The sequence below is a fragment of the Parabacteroides sp. TM07-1AC genome (assembly GCF_003480915.1).
Lineage (GTDB): Bacteria > Bacteroidota > Bacteroidia > Bacteroidales > Tannerellaceae > Parabacteroides > Parabacteroides chongii.
Genome location: NZ_QUKD01000001.1, coordinates 471,245 through 494,819, shown reverse-complemented (window position 1 = coordinate 494,819; position 23,575 = coordinate 471,245). Strand labels below are relative to the sequence as shown.

General features: G+C 44.6%; 25 protein-coding genes. 16 read left to right on the top strand and 9 right to left on the bottom strand.

Annotated features, from left to right (window positions below; genetic code table 11):
* Window positions 1-5 precede the first annotated feature (5 nt).
* Window positions 6-1,304 carry a glycosyltransferase gene (locus DXD68_RS02095; RefSeq protein ID WP_122360082.1) on the top strand — a complete coding sequence of 433 codons (1,299 nt, stop codon included), beginning with the start codon at window positions 6-8 and terminating at the stop codon, window positions 1,302-1,304.
* A 35-nt stretch (window positions 1,305-1,339) separates the two neighbouring features.
* Window positions 1,340-2,482 (top strand): glycosyltransferase family 4 protein, encoded by a 1,143-nt coding sequence (locus tag DXD68_RS02090; RefSeq protein ID WP_233576968.1) that lies wholly within the window; start codon window positions 1,340-1,342, stop codon window positions 2,480-2,482.
* 139 nt (window positions 2,483-2,621) lie between these two features.
* On the opposite strand, the gene DXD68_RS02085 is transcribed toward DXD68_RS02090, so the two are convergent.
* From DXD68_RS02085 to DXD68_RS02070, 5 genes are all read right to left on the bottom strand, one after another.
* A complete protein-coding gene (locus DXD68_RS02085) occupies window positions 2,622-3,095 on the bottom strand; it encodes an N-acetylmuramoyl-L-alanine amidase (protein WP_122360080.1) in 474 nt (157 codons plus the stop codon).
* Between the two features lie 2 nt (window positions 3,096-3,097).
* Window positions 3,098-3,229, bottom strand: coding sequence for a smalltalk protein (locus DXD68_RS24050; RefSeq protein ID WP_158585845.1), 132 nt, complete (start codon window positions 3,227-3,229; stop codon window positions 3,098-3,100).
* 63 nt (window positions 3,230-3,292) lie between these two features.
* A complete protein-coding gene (locus tag DXD68_RS02080) occupies window positions 3,293-3,757 on the bottom strand; it encodes an HU family DNA-binding protein (RefSeq protein ID WP_122360079.1) in 465 nt (154 codons plus the stop codon).
* 220 nt (window positions 3,758-3,977) lie between these two features.
* Entirely contained in the window at window positions 3,978-4,199 is a 222-nt protein-coding gene (locus DXD68_RS02075) for a DUF4248 domain-containing protein (RefSeq protein ID WP_122360078.1), read from the bottom strand.
* A gap of 228 nt (window positions 4,200-4,427) precedes the next feature.
* Window positions 4,428-6,443 (bottom strand): VapE domain-containing protein, encoded by a 2,016-nt coding sequence (locus DXD68_RS02070; RefSeq protein ID WP_233576966.1) that lies wholly within the window; start codon window positions 6,441-6,443, stop codon window positions 4,428-4,430.
* A 325-nt stretch (window positions 6,444-6,768) separates the two neighbouring features.
* On the opposite strand from DXD68_RS02070, the gene DXD68_RS02065 reads away from it, so the two are divergent.
* Genes DXD68_RS02065 through DXD68_RS02055 form a run of 3 tightly spaced genes read left to right on the top strand, consistent with a single transcriptional unit; the run spans window position 6,769 to window position 8,377 of the window.
* The gene (locus DXD68_RS02065; protein WP_233576964.1) at window positions 6,769-7,107 is read left to right on the top strand and encodes a hypothetical protein; all 339 of its coding nucleotides are present in this window, start codon (window positions 6,769-6,771) and stop codon (window positions 7,105-7,107) included.
* A gap of 15 nt (window positions 7,108-7,122) precedes the next feature.
* Complete coding sequence (locus DXD68_RS02060) at window positions 7,123-7,731, top strand: sugar transferase (RefSeq protein ID WP_122360077.1); 609 nt, start codon at window positions 7,123-7,125, stop codon at window positions 7,729-7,731.
* A gap of 7 nt (window positions 7,732-7,738) precedes the next feature.
* Window positions 7,739-8,377, top strand: a complete 639-nt coding sequence (locus DXD68_RS02055) for an acetyltransferase (protein ID WP_122360076.1) — start codon at window positions 7,739-7,741, stop codon at window positions 8,375-8,377.
* On the opposite strand, the gene DXD68_RS24385 is transcribed toward DXD68_RS02055, so the two are convergent.
* Window positions 8,270-8,566, bottom strand: coding sequence for an AAA family ATPase (locus DXD68_RS24385; RefSeq protein WP_255419266.1), 297 nt, complete (start codon window positions 8,564-8,566; stop codon window positions 8,270-8,272). The genes DXD68_RS02055 and DXD68_RS24385 overlap by 108 nt on opposite strands.
* A 149-nt stretch (window positions 8,567-8,715) precedes the next feature.
* Between DXD68_RS24385 and DXD68_RS02045 the strand changes: the two genes are divergently transcribed.
* The 11 genes from DXD68_RS02045 (at window position 8,716) to DXD68_RS01995 (ending at window position 21,168) form a co-directional block, all read left to right on the top strand.
* Window positions 8,716-10,026 (top strand): DegT/DnrJ/EryC1/StrS family aminotransferase, encoded by a 1,311-nt coding sequence (locus DXD68_RS02045; RefSeq protein WP_122360074.1) that lies wholly within the window; start codon window positions 8,716-8,718, stop codon window positions 10,024-10,026.
* Between the two features lie 39 nt (window positions 10,027-10,065).
* Entirely contained in the window at window positions 10,066-11,139 is a 1,074-nt protein-coding gene (locus tag DXD68_RS02040) for a polysaccharide biosynthesis protein (protein WP_122360073.1), read from the top strand.
* Between the two features lie 15 nt (window positions 11,140-11,154).
* Window positions 11,155-12,303, top strand: coding sequence for a capsular polysaccharide biosynthesis protein CapF (locus tag DXD68_RS02035; RefSeq protein ID WP_122360072.1), 1,149 nt, complete (start codon window positions 11,155-11,157; stop codon window positions 12,301-12,303).
* Between the two features lie 11 nt (window positions 12,304-12,314).
* On the top strand, window positions 12,315-13,457 hold the full coding sequence (gene wecB, locus DXD68_RS02030) for a non-hydrolyzing UDP-N-acetylglucosamine 2-epimerase (protein ID WP_122360071.1): 1,143 nt from the start codon (window positions 12,315-12,317) through the stop codon (window positions 13,455-13,457).
* A gap of 52 nt (window positions 13,458-13,509) precedes the next feature.
* Window positions 13,510-14,757 carry an OmpA family protein gene (locus tag DXD68_RS02025; RefSeq protein ID WP_122360070.1) on the top strand — a complete coding sequence of 416 codons (1,248 nt, stop codon included), beginning with the start codon at window positions 13,510-13,512 and terminating at the stop codon, window positions 14,755-14,757.
* Window positions 14,758-14,761: 4 nt separating this feature from the next.
* A complete protein-coding gene (locus DXD68_RS02020; protein ID WP_122360069.1) occupies window positions 14,762-15,979 on the top strand; it encodes an OmpA family protein in 1,218 nt (405 codons plus the stop codon).
* Complete coding sequence (locus tag DXD68_RS02015) at window positions 15,979-16,374, top strand: HU family DNA-binding protein (RefSeq protein WP_122360068.1); 396 nt, start codon at window positions 15,979-15,981, stop codon at window positions 16,372-16,374. The genes DXD68_RS02020 and DXD68_RS02015 overlap by 1 nt, the downstream gene beginning before the upstream one ends.
* Window positions 16,375-16,463: 89 nt before the next feature.
* A complete protein-coding gene (locus DXD68_RS02010; RefSeq protein WP_122360500.1) occupies window positions 16,464-17,273 on the top strand; it encodes a polysaccharide biosynthesis/export family protein in 810 nt (269 codons plus the stop codon).
* A gap of 29 nt (window positions 17,274-17,302) precedes the next feature.
* The gene (locus tag DXD68_RS02005; protein WP_122360067.1) at window positions 17,303-19,657 is read left to right on the top strand and encodes a GumC family protein; all 2,355 of its coding nucleotides are present in this window, start codon (window positions 17,303-17,305) and stop codon (window positions 19,655-19,657) included.
* Window positions 19,635-20,057, top strand: a complete 423-nt coding sequence (locus tag DXD68_RS02000) for a helix-turn-helix domain-containing protein (protein ID WP_158585844.1) — start codon at window positions 19,635-19,637, stop codon at window positions 20,055-20,057. The genes DXD68_RS02005 and DXD68_RS02000 overlap by 23 nt, the downstream gene beginning before the upstream one ends.
* Window positions 20,032-21,168 (top strand): nucleotidyltransferase family protein, encoded by a 1,137-nt coding sequence (locus DXD68_RS01995; RefSeq protein WP_122360065.1) that lies wholly within the window; start codon window positions 20,032-20,034, stop codon window positions 21,166-21,168. The genes DXD68_RS02000 and DXD68_RS01995 overlap by 26 nt, the downstream gene beginning before the upstream one ends.
* A 2-nt stretch (window positions 21,169-21,170) precedes the next feature.
* Here the strand turns inward: DXD68_RS01995 and DXD68_RS01990 are convergent, their stop codons facing one another.
* From DXD68_RS01990 to DXD68_RS24045, 3 genes are read right to left on the bottom strand one after another with little or no spacing between them, the layout of a single operon-like run.
* Window positions 21,171-22,793 (bottom strand): ABC transporter ATP-binding protein, encoded by a 1,623-nt coding sequence (locus DXD68_RS01990; RefSeq protein ID WP_122360064.1) that lies wholly within the window; start codon window positions 22,791-22,793, stop codon window positions 21,171-21,173.
* Window positions 22,790-23,083 carry a PqqD family protein gene (locus DXD68_RS01985; protein WP_158585843.1) on the bottom strand — a complete coding sequence of 98 codons (294 nt, stop codon included), beginning with the start codon at window positions 23,081-23,083 and terminating at the stop codon, window positions 22,790-22,792. Before DXD68_RS01985 ends, DXD68_RS01990 begins: the two co-directional genes overlap by 4 nt.
* A gap of 8 nt (window positions 23,084-23,091) precedes the next feature.
* Entirely contained in the window at window positions 23,092-23,568 is a 477-nt protein-coding gene (locus tag DXD68_RS24045; RefSeq protein WP_158585842.1) for a S24/S26 family peptidase, read from the bottom strand.
* Between the last annotated feature and the right edge of the window lie 7 nt (window positions 23,569-23,575).

The window sequence follows — 23,575 nt, the reverse complement described above, 5'->3', positions numbered from 1 at the left end:
TGAAGATGAAGATACTACTGATAACAGACGAAGAATGGAATGATTATGTGTATGGCAATGGTGTATTGACCAATTGGTTTACAGGTTTTGATGCCGAATTTGCTCAGATTTATTGTAGTCCAGGAGAACCTGTTAATTCAATCTGTAATCGCTATTTTCAAATTACGGATGGTCAGATGGGGAAATCTCTATTGGGTGGAAAAAAAGCTGGTGGTAGCATTAAGAAAAAAACAGATGTAGAACAAATTCACTATTTAAAACAAAATGCTCAGCGTAAGGGAATTTATGGGTTTATGAAGAAAGTATCAATCTTTTTTCATACGCTAGTAATGATACTTCGTGATTTTATTTGGTGTACAGGCAGATATAATAAGGAGGACTTGAATACTTTTGTGAAAGACTTTAATCCTGATGTGGTATTTTGTCCAAGATATATAACTCCCAAGTTGATGAGATTGGAAAAATTAGTATCTGAAATGACAAATGCACCTTTTGTTGCATTCACTGCGGATGATGAAGCTTCTTTGAATGGAATTAGTTATTCTCCTCTATATTGGATGAGAAAGTCTTTTGTTCATTGCTTGTTTAAAAAACATGTTTCAATTTATTCGCATTATCTGATGTTTTCGAGTGATCAGGCGGAAGAGTATAAAAATGAGTATGGTATTGAAACGGAAACACTTTATAAGTGTTGGATATTTAAAGATTCCTTTAGTCCGAAGAAAGTAGGAAAACCTATTCGGATGGTATATGCAGGAAGACTCTATTGTAATCGGTGGAAATCTCTTGCAGAGATAGGAAAAGCACTTAAAGAAATTAATAAAAATGAGATCCGGATTGTGCTTGATGTTTATACAACAGAACTATTGACAAAAGAGCAAAAAAAAGCTCTTTCTGAAGATTGTTTTATTTATGTAAGAGGTAAGGTGACTCCCGCTGAACTTATAGAGATATACCATAAAGCAGATATCGCTTTACATGTAGAATCAATGGATAAGAAAAATAGGTTGTTAACGCGTGTTTCTTTTTCAACTAAAATTATAGACTTAATGGCTTCATCTTGTGCAATACTTGCTATTTGTTGGGAAAAACATACAGGATATCAATATCTGAAAGAAAAAGATGCAGCATTTTGTTTATCTAGTTATAATGAAATATTACCTCTTCTCAATGAAATATGTGAAACACCTTCACTTATACAAAAGTATGCAGAAAAAGCCTACACTTGTGGTAAGATATATCATAATAGAGGAGTGATACAGGGACAATTAAAAAGGGTTTTTGAAGAAATAATTACTCGGTAGAAGATTATTTATTGTTGCATTATATGCTAAAAACTATGATTAAGAGAAAATTCTTTATAACAACAACTGTCCCTACGACACTGGGCTTTTTTAGAGGGCAATGTAAGGCTCTGAGAGAAATATATGATGTATGTGTTGTATCTTCACTTGACAAGGAATTGATACCATTTGCAGAGCAAGAAGGTATTAGATATAAAACTTTGACCATGAAGCGGGATATATCAATCTATAATGATTTATTGTCATTATTTAAATGGATATGGTTACTTATTATTGAACGTCCTTTTGTAGTTCATGCAAATACGCCTAAAGCTTCGTTATTGGCGATGATTGCAGCATGGTTGACATTTCGTCCAGTGCGTATTTATATGTGCCATGGTTTGCGATACCAAGGCTGCGAAGGCAATAAACGCAAGTTATTGATGGTAATGGAGAGGATTTCGTGCTTCTGTGCAAACAAGGTGATTTGCGTAAGCCAGGGAGTTAGAGAACAACTTGCCGAAGATAGTATTTGCTCTTTGGAGAAGTCAAAGGTCATAATGTATGGTAGTGCCAATGGTGTAGATACAGAGCGATTCAATTCTGAAATAGTTGATGAGTCTGCTGTAAAGTTTCAATATGGTATAAAGGAAGATGATCTGGCTTGTCTCTTTATTGGCCGCATGGTTCGTGATAAAGGTGTGGAAGAGTTGGTGGATGTAGTTGTTCGGCTGCATGAAGAAAGTTTGCCTATTAAATTATTGTTGGTTGGTGGTCGTGAAGAAAAGCTAGATGCATTATCTGCTAGTACAGAGCAATTGATTAAAGAATCCAATTATATTATAGAGTGTGGTAAACAGTCGGATGTAAGGCCTTTTATAAAGGCCTCTAAGATACTTGTACTTTCTTCATATCGTGAAGGTTTTGGCCAGGTCTTGGTTGAAGCAAATTCTCTTGGTGTTCCGGTTATAGCCTCTAATATTGTTGGTTGTAAGAATGTTGTTTCACAAGGCATCAATGGTCTGTTATGTGAACCTCAAGACAAAGTTTCTCTTTATGGTTGTATGATTAAATTATTGAATGACATGGAACTCTTTAATTCAATAAAATTGCAATGTAGACAATACATCTTAGAGCATTTCGATCACAAAATGGTTTTAAAAGCTTATGTGGAATATTATAAGAGCTTTTTAGATTAATGGTAAGTAAATAATTTGCAAGAAAATCCATGGAACGTTTTGCTACAAGAAGACAGAAACTATTTTGCAAAATTTAGCACGCAAACAACAGAATCTATTTTATCAGTTTCCCTATCGTCTGCGTGCCCAAAAGAAACCCTCAAATCCCCCGATACTCCCACTCAGCATCAAAACAAGGACACGCCTTGGGTGGTCGCGGATTGAGGCGGTTATGTCCGGTAATAAGCGCTCCGGGATAGAGCCGTCGGAGAATCGTCAGCAACTCTTCCAGCCGTTCGCGCTGGCGGGGCGTACGGGTATCGGCAGGATTCCCATCGGGATCAAGTCCGCCCTCGTAACAAATACCGATCGAGCAATGGTTCAAACCCTTTACATGGGCACCCACCTCGCCAAGCAGGCGAGGGTGGGTGGTAGTTCCGTCAGTGCGGATGTAAAAATGGTAACCGGTCGTGCGAAAACCTTTGCTCCGGTGGTCGTGTTCCAGCTGTTCGGCGGTATAAGGCCGGTTGCAACGGGTGGCGGAACAGTGGACCACGATAAAACGGACACTTTCCGTAGCATGGCGCATGAGTTCGATCTCGCCCTGCAGGACGGTTTCGCAGATGGGAACCATGGCTACATGCACGACTGGAGTCCCAAGGCTCCTAAAAGGGTGGCTACTACGGTGGCGATCACCTTTAACACAATGCCCCAGATTTTGCGCTTGGGGTTTTCCGGTGCCGGATTGGTTTCGATGGTTTGTTGCATAGGTTTGTAAATTTAATAGGTTTGTAAATGTATGGATTCAATCAGATGACGGTGGGACCGGTTCTATTCGATTACCGGTCTGTCGTCTTCATCATCTTCTTCCGGTACTTGCGCACCATTGATGTTTACTTTCACCAGGGATGTTTTTTCGCCCAGGAGCGAGTAGCGGCGGCTGCCGTTGATGCGCGTGAACGAAGGAGTAAAACCGGGAATGATGCTCCGGATTTGGGTGGCTTTCGCCTCTTCGGCCTTTTCAACGCCTTTTCCTGTGACGAAACGGTTGTAGACGGTGCCGAATCCGAGCAGTTCCACCTTGTACCCCTTTTGGAGGTTGACGATGACATAGCGCTGGTAACGATCCAGGACATTCAATACATCCCCTTTAGTGAGGGACGATTCTTCGGCAATCTGCTCGGCGGCATCGGCAGTCGAGAGTGTCCCATAATAAAAGGGCGCAGGTTTAAAAACTTCTTTCCGTGGTTCTTCACCCGGAACGCGATACTTGCGGATCAGAAATGCTTGTGGCATACGCTTTAAATTTTAATGGTTGAACAATGTTTACAATGCAAATGTACGACAGTGGGCAAACGCGAGTGATGCCGGATGATGCGGACGGTGAGGCCCAGCGATAATTTTTTACACTGCCTATCGTAAGACCCTAACAATAGGCATTGTAAGCACTTAACGATGGGCAACGTAAGATTCTTACGATAGGGAATGTTGCTTTATCCTCTGAAGGTACATTCGGTTAAAAACGCTCTCCCGGTTCCCCCAGGTACCGGACAATGAGCCGGACCTGTCGGGGCGTAAAAACACGTTGGCAAGGAGAATAGCCGCATTGGAGCAATTCCTCATGCAGTTGTTTACAACGGATAATCCAACGACGCAGGCGATTACATGCCTGGTGAGGGGCCAGCTTCGGAAAGTAGAGGCAGGCGAGGGTTGATTTTTTGAGGGGATAAGACTTCATGATAGTTGACAGTTGATAGTTGACAATTGACAGTTGATGATGGATAGATTTATGATTGGGTGGTGTGACAGGTGTGAAGACTGTGAGTGCCGTTTTGTAAACTTTTTGGGAATACAAATAAAATACGGGGTGCCTTTAAAGGGAGGGCGTATTTTATTTATTTTCTCGCATAGTTTACAAAAAGGGGGTAATATTCTTCACACCCGTCACAACGAACAGAGGTTAATCCTAGTCAGGGTCTTCTTCTTGCGCTTCCGGCAGGATGGTAGCGATTTCGTCTGTGGTTCGCTCGACGACCAGCCAGAAGTTGCCGTTGCGAGTATGCAGACGCGCAAATCCCAAATCTTTCAAGATACGTCCTACTTGTCCGGGTGTCAAGCGAATACTATTACCGAAGCGGGCCACAATCTGGCTGGCGGTGATGTAACGTCCCCTTTCCAATCCGTAGGGTTTGCGGTAAAAGGCGAGGATCAGCTCACGGGCAGGGTTGGGCGTCTCGAAACGCCGGTTGCGTCGGTTGAGTTCGTCGATCTCTTCGCCTTGAAACCAATAGCGGAAACCGTTGTCGAGCAAGGATTTTGCTTGTGCGTAGACGGCATCGTGGTCGATCGGGTGTTCCCACGGGTTGTCGATGTCCGTCACTTCAAAAACGAGCCAACGGCGATTGCCGGTATCGTCGGTAAGGAAGAGCGGATTGTTGCCGGTGGCGCAGAAAGAGGCGACGTGCGGCAGGCGTACTTTGTTGCGGCCATAGGGAAGTCGTTCGTCGATGTAGAGAGCGGTGGTCATCGCCTTGAGCTGGTTCAGCTCCGCCGGGCGCATGGTGTCGATCTCTTCGAAATTAACCAGGAGGAACTCCGAGAGGGTCAGCAGGTCGTCCTTACCGAGCCGCTGGCTGTTGGTCTTCGTCGTGAAGTAACGTCGGAGGCTGGGTGGCAGCAAGTTTTGCATGAAAGAAGTTTTATAACTTCCCTGGCGGCCGATCAACACGAAGATGACATGGTTGACTGTCCGTTCGTCCAGTGCACCCGCCAGCATGCCCACGAGCCAGCGGCGGAAGTAGGAGGCGAATTTTTCAGGCGTGTTGTCCGTTGTATGTACCATCGCAGCCAATTGACCGATCGGGTCGCTCGTGCCGTCCCAGGGCGGGAGGGCATTGAGATAGTCCGCAAGCGGATGGTATTCGGGTACGAAGTCGCTGGTCAACAGCGTGCGCAAGCGGGAGAGGTCTGCGTTGACCCCTTCCTTCTGCATGGCACGCCACAGGGAGTTTTCGATGGTGTCGGTCATGCGTTGCCACTCTTCACTGCCTTGCAGTCGTACTTCCGCCTGTTGGGTGAGCCGGTTGCGGCGGATTTCCATGTAGCCGTCGATGAAATGTTCCATCTCTTCGACCGAGGCATAACTTCGGGTGCGGACTTCGCCGGAAGCCGCCTGTTCAAACTGCCGGAGCTTTTGTGTAGCATGTTCGGCCGTCAGAGCGTAGCAGCTTTTTGCTGTGGAGCGGATGGCAGTCGCATCATAGTCGGCAAACGTATCGAGTGCCCATGCCGTAGCCTCCTGTTCCGGTATGCCGAACCGGTTCATCCAGTAGAGACAGCGGCAGATGTAGTTGTTGTGACTATGTGCCTCGTAGGCAATGCCTTCCTGTTCGACAAGGCGGCGCACGGTCGGTGCTGCCCGCTGAATGGAAGGCTTGCGGCCGCGTTTTTCCTTTTTGCCTGTCGGCTTGCCGCTTTTATCGTCCGGCAGCGGGAAACAGAGCGCGTCGGGCTGATAGAAAGTATCGGGATCATAACAGATGACGGACATACGGGTCGCGTTTTTGCATTTGCAGTCATATTCGATACCGGTCAGCCGGGCATAATGTTCGTTGACATGCTTCCAGGCCAGCGGGAAATTCTGTTTTGTAATGCTACCATCCATCCGTGCGAACACCCGGATACCGGAGCCGGAGATCGTGGTGTGGGCCAGGAAGGTATGCGCATCGTCCTTGACACGGGCAAGTGTCTCGGCGAACTGCCCGGGAGGAATGCCATCGATGTCGACCATGATGAATCCGGAATAGCCGATGGTGTGTTTGGAGGTACGTCCGCCTGTGAGCGCGACCGAGGCGACGAAGGCCGGCTGGTCTTGTTTGATTCGGTCTTTTTCTGCCTTCAACTTGGGGAGAAGCTGATTGTCGCCGTCCTGTTCCGCTTGGTGCAAGCGGGCGATTGTCTGTCGGTACAGTTCAGTTTGCACTTTATGAAGTGCGCCAGTCTATTCATTGACAATCGCTTTCCATGAAACGGGAGCCGGTGTTGTAGCCCGCAGGGAGGCGAAGCGGCTTGGCTGGAATGGAATCGTATTTTGAGTCATATAAACAACAGTTTGTTTAATAATTAATAAAAACAGAGAAAACTGAATATGAGAGACATGCTCTTTCATACTAGTGCTAAAGATATAGTTCTTATTTTTTAGCGTGGTACATAGATGGATGTACCAAATGTAAGATATAATAGCATAGATTAAGGTTTATTTTGTTTTCGGGTCGCTTCATGGGGGAGATGCCCTCATTGGAAGCGAGATGTCCCGGCAACTTTTCGGCGTAGGTTCTAATAAATGGATTATAGTTGCTTCCGATGAAGTCTGGCAGATACAAAAAAGGTGGGGATTGTTATCTTTCAGGCAGTTGTCTGCCTGTTTGTACATCGACCGCCGTACCCTTTCAAAACTGGATCGCCACCATCCGGACGGCACACTGACACTTGAAACGCTTGATCGTATTTATGCAACTTTCATACATCTCTGCCCGGAATATTTTCCTCTAGAAGATGTGGAAGAGGAACGCCGTCGGTTAGCCGATTCGCGTATTCGCATTTTGATGTGTTCGGAGGTGAGTTCTCAGGTGTTGGGACAAAAATGAAATATTTAAAATAATATGTACAAACATTTCTTTAAACGACTGATCGATTTTATTATCGTCTTTTGTGTATTGGCAGTGATTTGGCCGATATTGTTGATCATTACCCTTTGGCTGCACTTTGCTAACAAGGGGGCAGGGGCGTTTTTCTTTCAGGAACGGCCGGGGAAGGATGAGAAAATTTTCAAAGTAATTAAATTCAAAACGATGACGGATGAACGGGATGCTACAGGAAATCTGTTACCGGATGCAGAGCGTTTGACTAAGGTAGGTCGCTTTGTCCGCTCTACTTCCATTGACGAATTACCTCAGTTGGTTAATGTTTTGAAAGGGGATATGGCTTTGATTGGACCAAGGCCTTTGAGAACTTATTATTTACCTCTTTATAGTAAAGAGCAAGCGCGTCGCCATGATGTGCGTCCAGGTATTACGGGATGGGCACAAATAAATGGACGAAATAGTATTACTTGGACAGAGAAATTTAAGTTAGATGTTTGGTATGTTGATCATCTCTCTTTGTGGTTAGATGTAAAAATAATTTTCTTGACAATCAAGAAAGTTATATGTAGAAATGATATAAATAATGAGACAGTTGCTACAATGTATCCATTTGATGGAACTAATTAATTAGAGAATGAAAAGTGTAATAATTGGTGCAGGTACCTATGGTGAAGTTTATTTGGCATATCTTCAAGAAATAGGGGTAGAGATTGTTGGATTCTTAGATGATAATCCAGATTATCAAAATACTTATATAAAGGGAGTTCCTGTATTAGGTAAAGTTGATTACTTGAGTTCGTTGCGTGAAAAGTTTGGAGTGGAAGCTGTTTATTGTCCTTTGGGTAATAATAAGTTGAGAGTGAAACTACTTAAAAAAGCGAAAGAGTTAGGGTATAAAATTCCTAATTTTATTCACTCCAGTGTACTCCTATCACCTGATGTAGTGATAGGAGAGGGTGTTTATATTCTACTAGGTTCAACTGTTATGCCGTATACTATTATCAAAGATTATACAATGATAAGCATGGGAGTACATTTAGCACATCATGTGGTATTGGAAGAAGGCTGTTTCTTGTCTACAGGTTGCAATTTTGGGGCTTCGATTGTTGCTCATAAGTATACCTATTGTGGTATTAGTTCAACTATCATGACAGGGCTTCATGAATTAGGAGAAGATTGCTTGATTGGGGCAGGTGCTGTTGTTATTCATGATGTAGAACCCAAGGCCGTTGTTGCGGGTGTTCCAGCAAAGGTGCTTAAATATAAGAATTAAGGCAGTGAGTTGAATTTTCGGGATTATTCCTGTTTGACATATATGCCAAAGAAGGTATTCTTCAAAATTAATATATATGATATTGGCATTCGGCTCTTCTTCAAGAACTTGTTTCATGAGCTGGAAAAGCAGGAAACTTTTACCGACACGTCTTTGACCGGTTAATACTTTGGCTATGCTTTTTCTCATGAAAGGCTTGATTCTTTCTGAATAGCCTTTTCGATTGATGAGTGTTTGAGGTAAATCCATTTGCTGAAAGTTTTAAGTATAAGTGAAACTTATGGCAAATATGCGAAAAGTTTTAATTATAAGTAAAACTCTAATTATCTATCATAACAATGAACAAACGAATTTACCTTTGCCTCGCTCACATGAGCGGCAAAGAGCAAGGCTTTATAAAAGAAGCCTTTGATACCAACTGGGTTGTTCCACTTGGCCCGAATGTGAATGGATTTGAAGAAGCACTGGAGCACTTCTTAATTGACAATGGACAATTGACAATTGACAATGAGGGGAAGACAAAAAATTGTCAACTGTCAACTGTCAACTGTCAACTGAAAAAAGTCGTTGCACTCTCTGCTGGTACGGCCGCTGTACATTTGGCTCTTTTAGCCTGTGGTGTCGGTCCGGGCGATGAAGTGATTGTACAAAGTTTTACTTTCTGCGCCTCTTCACACCCTGTTACTTATTTGGGAGCAACTCCGGTCTTTGTCGATTCGGAAGCCGAGACTTGGAATATGGATCCGGAGTTGTTGGAAAAGGCGATTGTCGACCGAATAGCGACTACAGGTAAGAAACCGAAGGCAATTGTCCCCGTCTATCTCTATGGAATGCCGGCTAAAATTGAAGAGATTATGGCTGTGGCAAATAAATATGATATTCCGGTTATCGAGGATGCTGCTGAAGGATTGGGTAGTCGCTATGATGGTCAGGTTTGCGGAACATTTGGACAGTATGGGGTACTTTCTTTTAATGGTAATAAAATGATTACGACCTCTGGTGGCGGCGCATTAATCTGTCCGGATGAAGAAGCGAAAAAGAAGATCATGTTCTATGCAACCCAGGCACGCGAATCTTATCCTTATTACCAGCATGAAGAGATCGGTTACAACTATCGCATGTCGAATATTTGTGCCGGTATCGGTCGCGGTCAGATGACAGTGCTGGATGAACATATTGCTCATCATAAACATACCTGTCAGCTTTATAAGAAACTGCTTGCCGGAGTAGAAGGGATTACATTGCATGAGAATCCTTCTTCTCGTTTCGATAGTAACTATTGGTTGAATACAATCTTGCTCGATTCAGGTTTATATGTGAAAGGAGAAGAACATGCATACGAGGCTGCTGTACAGGGGGCTGTGGGCGGTGCTGCCGGTGTGACACACGAGGCTTCTTCTTTACATACTAATTCGGAGCCGAACCGGAATGTGGAAGCTATGCGCATGGCATTGGATGCTGCCGGTATTGAATCTCGTCCGCTATGGAAACCGATGCATTTACAACCTGTATACAGGAATAATCCTTGTTATGCGAACGGCGTAAGCGAATCTTTGTTTAAGCAGGGGCTATGTCTGCCGAGTGGTCCTTGCGTGACGGATGAAGATGTGGCTTATATCGTCCAGGAAATCAAAAACTCTATTTTGTAATCTGTAATGAATTCATTCGAGTTTTAATAGAATATATATATGTCAGTATTTAAAGACAAAACCCTTCTAATCACTGGTGGTACCGGTTCCTTCGGTAACGCCGTCCTCCGGCGTTTTATCAATTCGGATATCAAGGAAATCCGAATCTTTAGCCGAGATGAGAAGAAGCAGGACGATATGCGTCATGCTTTACAAAATCCTAAAGTAAAATTTTACATAGGGAATGTGCGTAATAAAACATCTGTGGATGTCGCTATGCGCGGTGTGGATTATGTGTTTAGTGCAGCTGCATTAAAGCAAGTCCCCAGTTGTGAATTCTTTCCGATGGAAGCTACGCGTACAAATGTGGAAGGAACAGAGAATGTGCTGCTTTCTGCTATTGAACATGGCGTAAAGAATGTAGTCGTCCTTTCTACGGATAAAGCCGCTTATCCGATCAATGCGATGGGTATCTCCAAGGCTCTGATGGAAAAGGTGGCGATTGCTAAGGGACGTGAACTGGGCGAAGGGGCGCAGACTACTATCTGTTGTACCCGCTATGGCAATGTGATGGCAAGCCGTGGTTCTGTAATTCCTCTTTGGGTGGAACAGATGGAGCAGGGCAGGCCGATTACCATTACCGACCCTGAAATGACCCGCTTTATGATGACGTTGGATGATGCCGTCGATTTGGTAGTCTATGCCTTTACACATGGTCATAATGGTGACCTATTTGTTCAGAAAGCACCGGCAGCAACCTTGTCTGTCCTGGCACAGGCCTTGAAAGAAACATACGGACAGATCGATCCGAAGTATCTGGATACGGAAGTGAAGGTAATCGGTACGCGTCACGGAGAGAAACTGTATGAAACGCTGGTAACCCGTGAAGAGATGGCGAAGGCAATCGATATGGGTGAATATTACCGCATTCCTTGTGATACACGCGATTTGAACTATGACAAGTTCTTTACCGAAGGAAGCGAATGTCTTTCTAAGATTGAAGACTATCACAGCCATAATACCACACGTCTGGATGTGGAAGGCATGAAAAAACTATTACTCCGCTTACGTTTCATTCAGGAAGATCTTGGACTGATCGAACGGGCAAAACCAAGAGAAATCAGAAGCGAATAAATCAATTTTAATGTAATGAACATATTAGTTACTGGCGCCAAAGGGTTCATCGGTCGGAACCTTGTTTCCCAACTCCATAATATCCAATCAGGGAAAGCCCGGAATTATTCTGTTTCGGGAACTGATCTAAAGGTCTTCGAATATGATATAGACAGCGATCCGGCTGAGTTGGATGTCTATTGTAAGAAAGCTGATTTCGTCTTTAACCTGGCGGGTGTGAACCGTCCGAAAGACCAGGCGGAATTTATGAAGGGTAACTTCGGCTTTGCTTCTACTTTGCTGGACACATTGAAAAAGTATAACAATACTTGCCCGGTGATGATCTCATCATCTACGCAGGCGGCATTGGATAATCCGTATGGCGAATCGAAAAGGGCAGGAGAGAACCTGTTGTTCGAGTATGCGAAAGAAACCGGAGCGAAAGTATTGGTTTATCGTTTCCCGAATGTGTTCGGAAAATGGTGCAGACCGAATTACAATAGTGCTGTGGCTACTTTTTGTAATAATATTGCTAATGACTTGCCTATCCAGGTAAATGATCCGAATGTGGTGATGAATCTGGTCTATGTGGATGATGTGGTAGACGAATTGATTACTGCTTTATCTGGTAATGAACATCATGAAGGAGATTATTGTGCAGTACCGGTCGTTCATACGATTACGCTAGGAGGCATTGTCGATTTGCTCTATTCTTTTAAAGAGATGCCTGCGAACTTGAGTGTACCTAATCTAGGCGATTCTTTTACGAAGAAACTCTATTCAACTTATTTGTCTTATTTGCCGAAAGAGAAATTCAGTTATCCGGTACAGATGAAAACAGATGACCGCGGTAGTTTTACTGAGATTATCCGTACGCCGGATCGTGGTCAGTTCTCTGTGAACATTTCTAAACCAGGGGTAACTAAGGGGCAACATTGGCATCATACCAAAAATGAAAAGTTTGTGGTCGTAAGCGGCCATGGTCTGATTCAGCTTCGTAAGATTGGAACAGATGAAATCATCAACTTCGAAGTAAGTGGTGAAAAGATAGAAGTGGTCGAAATGATTCCCGGTTACACTCATAACATCATCAATTTATCCGATACGGAGGAGTTGGTGACCTTTATGTGGGCTAACGAACCATTCGATCCGAATCGTCCGGATACTTATTTTGAGAAAGTATAAAAGATAACACTATGAGCAAACTAAAATTAATGACTATAATCGGTACCCGTCCGGAAATTATCCGTCTGGCTGCCGTTATTAAGCGATGCGATCAATACTTCGATCAAATCCTGGTCCATACCGGACAAAATTATGATTATACATTGAATCAGGTCTTTTTTGATGACTTGGGACTTCGTGCTCCTAACTATTATCTGGATGCAGTGGGTGTGGACCTGGGGGAAACAATAGGAAATATCATTGCCAAATCGTATAAATTGATGGTGGAGGTGAAGCCCGATGCCGTTTTGGTGCTGGGAGATACAAATTCTTGCCTGTCGGTTATCGGGGCGAAGCGTTTGCATATTCCTATCTTCCACATGGAGGCCGGTAACCGTTGTTTCGATGAATGTCTTCCGGAGGAAACAAACCGTCGCATTGTGGATGTGACAGCCGATGTCAATATGTGTTACTCCGAACATGCACGTCGGTATCTAAATGCTGCCGGTACACCGAGAGAACGTACCTATGTAGTCGGTTCACCCATGGCAGAAGTACTGCATAATAATCTGGAACAGATTAAGGCCAGCAATATTCTGGAACGTCTGAATCTGGAGAAAGGTAAATATATTTTGCTTTCTGCTCACAGAGAAGAAAATATCGATACGGAAACCAACTTCTTCAACCTGATGAATGCGGTAAATGCCATGGCAGAGAAATACGATATGCCGATCCTGTATTCTTGTCATCCCCGCTCTAAGAAATTCATCGAACAGCGTGGTTTTCAGTTCGATCCGCGTGTCATTCAGCATGAACCTTTAGGATTCCATGATTACAATCATCTTCAGATGAATGCTTTTGCCGTAGTATCTGATTCGGGGACACTGCCTGAAGAAAGCAGTTTCTTCCTGTCTGTCGGTAATCCGATTCCGGCCGTATGTATCCGTACCAGTACGGAGCGTCCGGAGGCATTGGACAAAGGTAACTTTATCCTGGCTGGTATCACTACAGAACAAGTCTTACAGGCTGTGGATGTAGCGGTCGAAATGAATGAGGATGGCGCTTTGGGAATCCCTGTTCCCAATTATGTGGATGAGAATGTATCAGTCAAGGTCGTTAAATTGATACAAAGCTATACCGGAGTCGTTAATAAGATGGTTTGGAGAAAATATTAAAACCAAAGTCATGAAACTAAAAAATAAATCTATCTAACATAAAATTAGTAATATGATTAAACAAGCAGTTTGTATTGTAACCCTCTTGCTAGCACTACCATACGCAACGAGGGCACAGGAGGTTAAAACTGACACCATTCGGGTGGCCCAACTAGACAACATTATCAGTGAGTTGGGCGATTCGACAGACATTGTTGTGGCCGGTAGAGGCCGCTCTTCCAACTGGTTTATCAGTGGAGCGATTGGTATGAATGGTCTGGCTGCAGAGGCGAATCGGGAGTATGAAGGCTTTATTAAGCGCATGCAGCCCATGGGGCAGATATCAGTAGGTAAATGGCTTTCTCCATTGTGGGCATTCCGTTTTCAGGTGGGGGCCGGAAAGCTGTGCGGACATTCTTATCCGTTTGCTTTCTACAACATGTTCGATAAGGTGCCCGATCATACGGTGATACCCGAAGAGGCTAAGCCTTATTTCTCTGAGAAAGATGGAGTAACCTGGTTCCACCGCCAGTTCGCTTACATGGACTTCCAGGTGAACCTGATGAGCAATGTGGTGCGTTGGTTCACAAGAGACGAGAAACCGGTCAATTTCTATCTTTTCCTGGGACCCGGTTTCTCGCATACATTCGAGAAGCAGGGAATCACGCCGGATAACTCATTCTCATTGAATGCCGGTGCACAGTTGGATGTGAAGTTGAGCGATAAACTTTCATTGATAGCCGAGTTGCAGGGAACTATCGTCGATGAATCCTTTGACGGACAGATTGGCGGCCTTTCCTCCAAAACGAACCGTACCGTAGAAGGCTACGGTGGTCTGAGCATTGGTATCACTTATAAGTTCGGAGGACAGAAATTCAACCGTTATACAAAGGTGAACCCGGTTGTGCTGGAAAGCGTTTATTACACGCCGGCCCCTGTTGTGGTGGAAGTACCGGCTGCCGAACCGGAATCATTGGTGACCGAATTTCCTGTTCGTTTCCTGATCGACCAGTCTACGATCGAAGAAGATCAGATGACCAACATCCACCTGGTTGTCGATTATTTGAGAGAACATCCGAAGGCTAAACTGAAGCTATGCGGTTATGCCGATAGGGAAACTGCCTATCCGGCCTACAACATGAAGTTGAGCGAACGCCGTGTAAAAGCCGTGAAGGATTGTCTGGTGAAAGAGTTCAATATCGACCCTGACCGCTTGCAGACTTCTGCGAAAGGAGATATCGAACGGGCTTACGAAGAAGACTACCGCTGGAACCGTGCCGTAGTGATGGAAATAATCGAAGACGAAACAGAAAACAAGTAAAAGGATGAAAAAGACAATATTGATACTTCTCCTGGCAGCTGTGTCGGCAGGGGGATATGCACAAGAAAAGCGCGTGGAGTCTCGCGTGGAGTCTACTATTATGATGGATACGCTTGAAGTGGACTATAAGACCAGATATGTATCTTCTTTCTGGAGCAATTTCTATATACAGGGGTCGTTTGCCGGTCGTGTGATGTGTGCCGAAGATGATAACCATCTGTCTGTCGGCAAGCGTCTGTCTCCGGGATTCTTGCTCGGTATCGGAAAGGATTTGAATCCGAATCTGAGTCTTCGTTTGAGCTTTGGTGGTATGCGTCTGACGGGTTGGAATACGGGTATTCCGGGTATCTACAAGCAGTATGCCAACTGGAGCGACGGTAATGATCCGGTACGCGAATACCTGGAATCGCAGGGAGTCGATACGAAGGATGGCTACAAGCAGAAGATGAAATATCTGGAAGTGAATCTGGATTTGATGGTCGACTTATATAATTTGTTCCATGAACAGAAGCGTTTCGACCGTCGTTGGGACTTCGAGGCTTATTCCGGTTTGGGTTACCTTTATAATATGCGTTGGCACGGTATGGGTAAGGAGAACAAGATTGCCTTGCGTCTGGGTGCTATCGCAGGATATAATATCACAGACCGCCTGGCCGTCAATGCGGAGATCAGTTCTTCCATTACCAGCGCTACCTTCGACGGCGAGATCGGGAAAGGCAACCAGTTCGATACCTTCTTTTCCGGATTGGTCGGTTTAAAATGGCGCTTCGGAAAGCAGGGCTTCCAGGTCGTACGCCTTGTTCCGACGGAACAGTATGCTGCGTTAAACAACAGCGTAAGCAAGATACGTCGCGAGTACACCGAACATTCAAAAACGGTTCACCGTACTGTTACTCACGTCGCTACAGGTAGCGAACTGCTGATTCCGGCTGTTGTCTTCTTCCCTGAAAAAGATACCTACAATGAAGAATTGCAGCAGGTTAATATCTTCGAGGTGGCTCATTTCATGGAAGAGCATACAAATTACAAGATTGCAGTTATCGGTAACAGCCATCAGGCAAGCGACAGAGTCGCTCGCAAACGTGCAGAACGTGTCAGAAACATCCTGATCAACCGCTATTCCATACAGCCGTCGCGTCTGGTGGTACGTGTGAAAGACATGGGTTCCGTATCTGATCACATGGAAGATAACCAAACGGTTAATTTTGCAATAGAACAATAATGACAAAAAAACAACTGGTATCTTATTTAGCAAAACACTGCTCGTTGTCATTGGCAACGAGCAGGTTGGTCGTCAATACGTTAGCAGATGTGGCGACAAAAGAGTTGAAAGCCGGTCGCGGTTTCAGTATCCATGGCTTTGGTTCACTGGAACCTTGGTATCAATCCGCCCGTCCGGGACGTAATATACGGGCAGAGCTTCCCTGCATGATCGCTCCGCGTATAAGTGTAAAATTCAAGCCCGGCGTATATCTGCTGGCCGCTCTGAACAACAACGTTTTCGCCGAAGACAATCCCGATACAGTCGAGGAAGAGGCTGTAGCTCATACAGATCAGCATCACTTCCGTTTCCCTCATAAGGAGAGAGGAGACTCAGAAGGAGCAGGCAGAGAATGAGGACAGAGGTAGTCATCGGCTGCCGGCGTTGGTTTACTTTGACTTACGGAATATATCAGGAATTAATATTAAACTTTTATTTATTTGTTATGAGAACGAAGAATTACCATTCGTTGGGTCTGTTGGCTGCAGCACTGGTGTGTGTGGCAGTACTTTTCACGGGCTGCAGGTCTTCAAAGAAGATTGTCTATCTGCAGGATGTTGTTCCTTTAAAGCAACAGGAAATCGAGCAGAAATACGAAGTGTTTATCCATAACGACGATTTATTGTCGATTATGGTGAATAGTAAGAATCCGGAGTTGGCGCTGCCGTTTAATATGCCGCTGGTGTCGTATCAGCTTGGAAGTGAAAGTCCCGGTGCACAGCGTGTACTGGGTTATCTGGTGGATGTCAACGGGAATATAGATTTCCCGATTCTAGGTAAACTGCATGTTGCAGGGTTAACCCGCCTGCAATTGACTGAGATGATTAAGGAGCGTCTGATAAGCGAAGACTTAATTAAGGATCCGATTGTAACCGTACAGTTTCTGAACTATAAAATTTCAGTCATGGGTGAGGTAAGCCGTCCGGGATCGTTTGATATTTCCAGCGACCGGGTCACATTGCTGGAAGCATTGAGTATGGCTGGCGATCTGACTATCTATGGTCGTCGTGACCGGGTAGCCGTTATCCGTGAGAAGGATGGAAAGCGGACTATTCTGTTTCACGACCTTCGTTCGTCCGATATCTTCAACTCTCCCTGTTATTATTTGCAACAGAACGATATCGTGTATGTAGAGCCGAACAAGGTGAAAGCCGAACAGAGTGGAATCAACCAGAACAAATCGGTAGGAGTATGGTTGTCTGCCGCTTCTATTCTGGTTTCCATAGCTTCTTTGGTTGTGACATTGACAAAATGAGAACGAGTATAATTTAATTTATTGCGATAATGAAGAATGAAGAACTAATAGAAGATGGGACAAATGCTTTGAACCTGATAGACTTGTGGTACATGTTCAAGCGTTACTGGTATTGGTTTGTCCTGTCGGTTATGGTTTTCCTCGGGGGGGCAGTCTATTATGTGAAAAGCACTGCCAAGATATATACCTGTGTCGCTTCCGTTTTAATCAAGAATGATTCGAAGGGAACAAGTCTGGCCAGTGAGGCTGCGGCCTTTGAGGATTTGAATGTATTGAATACCAAAAGCAGTGTGGATAATGAAGTGTTGGTGTTTCAATCCCGTAACCTGATGATAGAGGTGGTCCGTCGCTTGAATCTGAACATTTCTTACAGGGTGGAAGCCGGTCTTCGGGAGATTGAATTGTACAAGGAATCTCCTGTTGTCCTTCGCTTTCCGGATGCCGAAGAAACCAGCAGTTTACAAATGGTGGTGACACCTTTGGACGATAAAACGGTTATGCTTGCCGGATGGAAAGGTGACGATGAGGAATGGAAGCAGAAGGTGGCTCTGAAGGATACGGTAGAAACGCCTGTGGGAAAGGTGGTCGTTACGCCTACTTTATATTATTCCAAGATGTATTATTCGGTGCCGGTCACTGTCACGAAGTATAATTTGCTTCAGGTAGCGAAAGCCTGCAACGCCGGTCTGCGTGCTTATTTGGCCGACAAGAAAGCTTCTATTATCAATCTGGCTATTGAAGATGTATCTAAAGCGAGAGCGGAAGATATTATCAATACATTGATCGTTGTGTATAATGAAGATGCGATTAACGACAAAAATCAGGTAGCGATCAATACATCCAATTTTATCAATGAGCGTCTGATTATCATTGAGCAGGAGCTGGGAGGCGTGGAATCGGAAATCGAAACGTTTAAGAAAGAAAACCTGTTGACGGATATTGTGTCGGAAACAGGTATCTATCTGCAAAACTCCAACCTTTACCAACAAGAGGGGCTGGGATTGGAGAATCAGTTATCGCTGGCACGTTCCATCAAAGAGTATTTGCATGACCCGCAGCATGAACGGGATTTGATTCCTTCCAATACCGGTATTCCGGATGTGAATATCGAGCAGAGTATCGGCAAATACAACGAAATGTTGCTGAAGCGAAACAAATTGCAGGAAAACAGTAGCGAGAAGAATCCGATTATCCAGGAGTTGAATGGTTCATTGTCGGCTATGCGGCAGACCATTGTGCGCACGGTCGACAACCTGATTGCCGGTCTGAATGCACAGTTACAGCGTATCGAGCAGCAAGAAAGGCAGGCCAACCGACGTATTTCGGCTGTCCCTTCTCAGCAGAAGTATGTATTATCGGTTGAGCGTCAGCAAAAAATCAAGGAAGCTTTGTATTTGTATCTGTTGAATAAACGTGAAGAAAATGCCTTGTCGCAGTCGATTACTTCAAGTAATGCACGTGTGATCGATCCGGCTATGTGTAGCGATATGCCGGTAGCTCCGAAAACATCTATGATTTTGCTTGCTGCTTTGGTGGGGGGCTTTGCCTTACCGGGACTAATCCTTTGGTTGATTTTTAGTCTGAATACGAAGATAAACAGTCGCAGGGAACTGGAAGAAAAGCTGACCGCTCCGATATTGGGAGAGATCCCTTTGCTTCCGAAAAAGCATAGACGGAAAGAACATGAGATTTATGTGTCGGAAAATGGACGTGATGCCATATCTGAAGCTTTCCGTATTGTGAGAGCAAATATGGATTTTATGGAGGTGAATACAAACCGTCTGCAGGTGATTGTCTTTTCTTCGTTTAATCCGGGTGCCGGCAAGACATTTCTGTCAATCAATATGGCAGTAAGTATGGCTACCGGAGGCAAGAAAGTCGTGTTGGTCGATTTGGATATCCGAAAAGGTTCTCTGAGTGAACGCATTGGTCATAAACATGAGGCTGGGGTTACCAATTATCTGTCGGGAAAGGAAACGAACCTGGATAATCTTCTGGAAAAAGGAAAGTATTATCCGAACCTGGACGTTTTGTATAATGGGCCTATTCCGCCGAATCCGTCGGAGTTACTGCGCAGTAAGCGGCTGGATGATTTGTTGGAATGGTTGAAAGAGCGCTACGACTACGTGATACTGGATAATGTGCCTTCTAATATGATTGCGGATGCAATTATCGTTAACCGTGTAGCCGACCTGACACTTTATGTATTGCGTGCCGGATATATGGACAAACGATTATTACCGGAGGTAGAAAAGCTGTATAAAAGCAATAAGCTGAAAAATATGGCTATTTTATTGAATGGCGTAGATATCCGTTATAACTATGGGTATGGATATGGTTATTACGGAAAAGGATATACTTATGGCTACGGAAGTAAAGATTGAAACATTGCAGTTGATCTATCATGTGTTTAAAAAATACATGATACAGGAACTGCGTTTCAGATCGCCCGCTATTTCTTTGCGGGCGGTTGCTTCCGCATGCGGAAGCAATGATAAATATCTATCGATGGCAATTCGTTCTTTTAGCCGTGAAAAGACCTTCTATCGGTATTTGACCCATCTGCGACTGAAATATGCCTGTTATTTATTAGTGAAGAATCCCAACTATAAGATCGATTATATTGCGAACCAGTGCGGGATTCTTTCGAGAAGTACCTTTTATCGTATTTTTAAAAATGAATACGGGCGTGTTCCGGAGAGCGTGCGGGCTGATTTTGCAGGGAAAGAATTTACTCATTTAAAATTTGAGGAGTTTGATGATGAAGCGTTCTATGGAAAATAAGGCGGAAGCAGCCTTTCTGGAGTTGATAAAGTCCGGGATATGGGATAAAGAGCCGGATGTTTCCTTTTTTGAGGGGTTGGATGCCTCAGAGTGGATGGTGATATGGGAAGCGGTGCACGACCAGGCAGTAACAGGCATCTGTTATGCGGCGGTAGAACGTTTGCCGAAGGCTTTTCGTCCTCCCCGGCAACTTTTTTTCTCCTGGATGGCGGAGGCACAGGCTATTCAGGGATATAACCAGAAAATCCGGAGTGTCTGGACCGAAGTAAATACCAGTTTGGAACAGGCCGAAGTTTACCCGATTGTGATGAAGGGGATTGGCATTGCGCTTCTTTATCCGCAGCCTTTGTTGAGAATGACTGGTGATTTGGATCTTTATATACCGGATTCGTATGATAAGGCTTTAGAGTGTTTGAAACAATGGGGAGAGATTAAATTTGATCATAATCGCAGTCATCAACATGATATGATTTATATTCGGGATATATTGGTCGAATTGCATTATCCGCATAATTTGAATCCTTCTTCTTTGCAGAATAGAAAGTGTGAACTTGTGAAGAAGGAGGGTGTTTTGTATCGTGTTCCGGAAGCAAGGGAGAATGCTATTATGCTACTGAAACATGCGGCTAAACATCTTTTTAACGGGGGAATTGGTTTACGTCATTTGTGTGACTGGGTACTTTTCGTTAAGCAATATCCGGAATTGGATTATGCAAGTATCATGGAAGAGCTAAGGAAAGAAGGGATGGCGCGATTTGTGCGGGTGTTTACGGCTGTCGGTTTTGAATACATCGGTATCGATTCGGCTAATCTTCCTGCTTTCTGGTCATTGAATTTTTACGATAGATTATTTTTCAAAAGGCTATTATGGTTTAGTATCCGAAAATTGGGTAATTTTGGTCAGAAGAAAAGGAAGAAGCGTAAGTTTACTATTTGGAAAAAAGGAAATTCTTTCTCTCTTCAAATACTAAGAGAGCGGATTTATTGGTATGGAAATATATTAAAGGAGATATTTATTTTATACCCTTTCTATCCGAAACAGGCAAGAAAGAAACTGAAATTATTTTTTACATCACTGAATACAGCCTTTAAAGAGCGTTTTTTACACTAACTTCACTCCAACGAATAAACCTCATCACACAACTCCACCACCTGTCGCTTATGCGATACCAATATAATAATCCTATCTTTTACATTGTTTTTGAGTAAAGCCAGGATTTCTCGTTCGGCTTGTTCATCCAGGGAAGAAGTGATTTCGTCTAATAAGAGGATTTTTCCCGGGCAAAGCAGGGCGCGGGCGATGGCCAGGCGCTGTGTCTCTCCACCGGACAAGCCCTCTCCACCTTCTCTTAATTTTAAATCTAATTGTTCTTTTGTTTGCAGGATGAAATCGGCGGAGACCGATTTCAATACCTGCAAAAGTTCGGCGTCTGTAGCTAAGGGGGCTGCTGCTTTTAAGTTATCGCGTACCGTGCCGGAGAAAAGGTAGTTTCCTTGTGGCACGTATGAGAAATTGATACGGGTCTGTTTTCCGATTGGATGGATGTGGCCCTGGTTGTCTGTCAGGGTGATATGGCCTTGGGAGGGAGATACCAGTGCCAGAAGCAGGCGGAGCAGGGTTGTCTTGCCGCATCCGTTGTGACCGACCAGGGCGGTGATTTCGCCGGAGCGAAATTCCATATTTATATCTGTCAGGACAGGCTTTTCCGGCGTGTAGGAAAAGGTGACCTGTTGAAGTTGCAGCTTCGTGCAGTCTATTGGGCGGAGAGAAGCTTCCTGTGTCTCTTCCGGAAGGGAATTGATTTCTTTCAGGCGTTCGGCTGATGTGTAGGCAGTGATAAAGCCGGGGATGGTGTGCACCAGACCGAGAGCCGGGCTTTGAATCATGCTGACCAGTTGCAGGAAGGCTGTCATGGTGCCGAATGAGATTTTACCGCTTTGGAGGCTGTAAACGCCCCAGGTGAAGGCTACGAGGTAGCCGGACAGGAAACCGATGGACAATACTAGGTTGGAGAAGATAGAGAAGGTGTTCTGCTGTCTGACCTTGCCGATATAGTCCGACTGGCGGTTGTCCAGTTGGCGCAGGAGCAGGTTTTCGAAGCGGAGTGCCTTTACTATTTCGCTACGCTGGATGGATTCCTGGAAGAATTGTTTGATATGGCTGGACGACTGTTTGATTTCTGTCGATAGTTTTCGCATTTTTTTGAAGTAGGCCTTGCTGAGCAACAGGATGAAGGGGATCATTCCGACTATGACACCGGCTAGGATGGGCTCCATCGTGTATAGGAAGTAGAATGCTCCGCACAGGCTTAATAGCATCAGGATGACTTGGGGGATGGCGGTGACGAAGGTATTGACTACGTCGTTGATATCGGTGTGCATTCTCGACATGATATCACCGCTGTGAAAGGCTTGCGCCGGTTTCCACTCGGCATGGAGCAGGGTGGAGAAGTAACGGTGGAGCAGGGTGTTTTGTAGACGGGTTTGCAGAAGCACAGACCATCTGGAAAGGAACGTCCGGCAGATAATGGAGAGCAGGAAACAGCCTCCGAGCAGGAGCAGGGGCGGGAGTAAGGCCCCTTCGCGTGAGTGAGTTGCGGTGTCGATTACCCGTTTGGAAAACCATACGATGATAAGCGAGAGCGCAACTTCGATTGCTCCCACGGAAATGAGTCTGATTATCTCTTTCCGAAAGCCTTTGGAAAGATGGAAGAAATAGTAGAGTATCTGCTTCATGCTTCTTGGATGTCGGTATCCAGGATATGTAAGTTTTGCAGGGTGTTTATCAGTTCTTCGATATCGGATTCGGCGGTAGAGTGATCTACGTCGAATTGGTCGGCCAGGGCTGTTGCCAGCTCTTCCTTGCTGTATGCTTTTTCGAGCAGCATTTGAATCAGGAAGGTGGAGGTGGTGTTGAGCACGAGCATATTGGTGAAATCCACATTGGCCATATCGACAGGGAAAAGGACTTTTTCTTCTGCTATTTCTTGTATTTTATAGCCTTGTTTAAGTTTAAAGGTTTTCATGAGTTTGATTATTTTAGGATTTTTCGAATGTATTTTTTTAAGCCTGAGAGTCGGAGCCGTAGCGGATATGAGTGTATCCAGAGGGAGGAGATTAGTTGCCATCCGAAGTGTTCGGGAGGCATCCATCGGGTTCCTCGCTGGATGGAGGTGACGTATCCTACGACAGCATCTTTGTCTACAATTTCAAGTGGAAATCCGACTCGATTGTCACCGCGGATATAAAGCTGTGAGGCTTCGATACGGATAATCCGGTGTAAGAGATAAACGGGACCGTATTTGAATAATACGATTTGCCCGCATCTGAGTTGGTCCGGATGAATGGATTGCAGCCGGACGGCGTCTTTCTCATGGCGCAAAAAGGGGAACATACTGTTCCCCTTTATACGTATGGTAGCTGTTTGTCCTTTACGTAAACATGTTGCCACTTCTTGAATGATTAATTCATTCGGCAGCTGGATGATACGGGTAGAGGAGGGGAGCTCCATGATATGT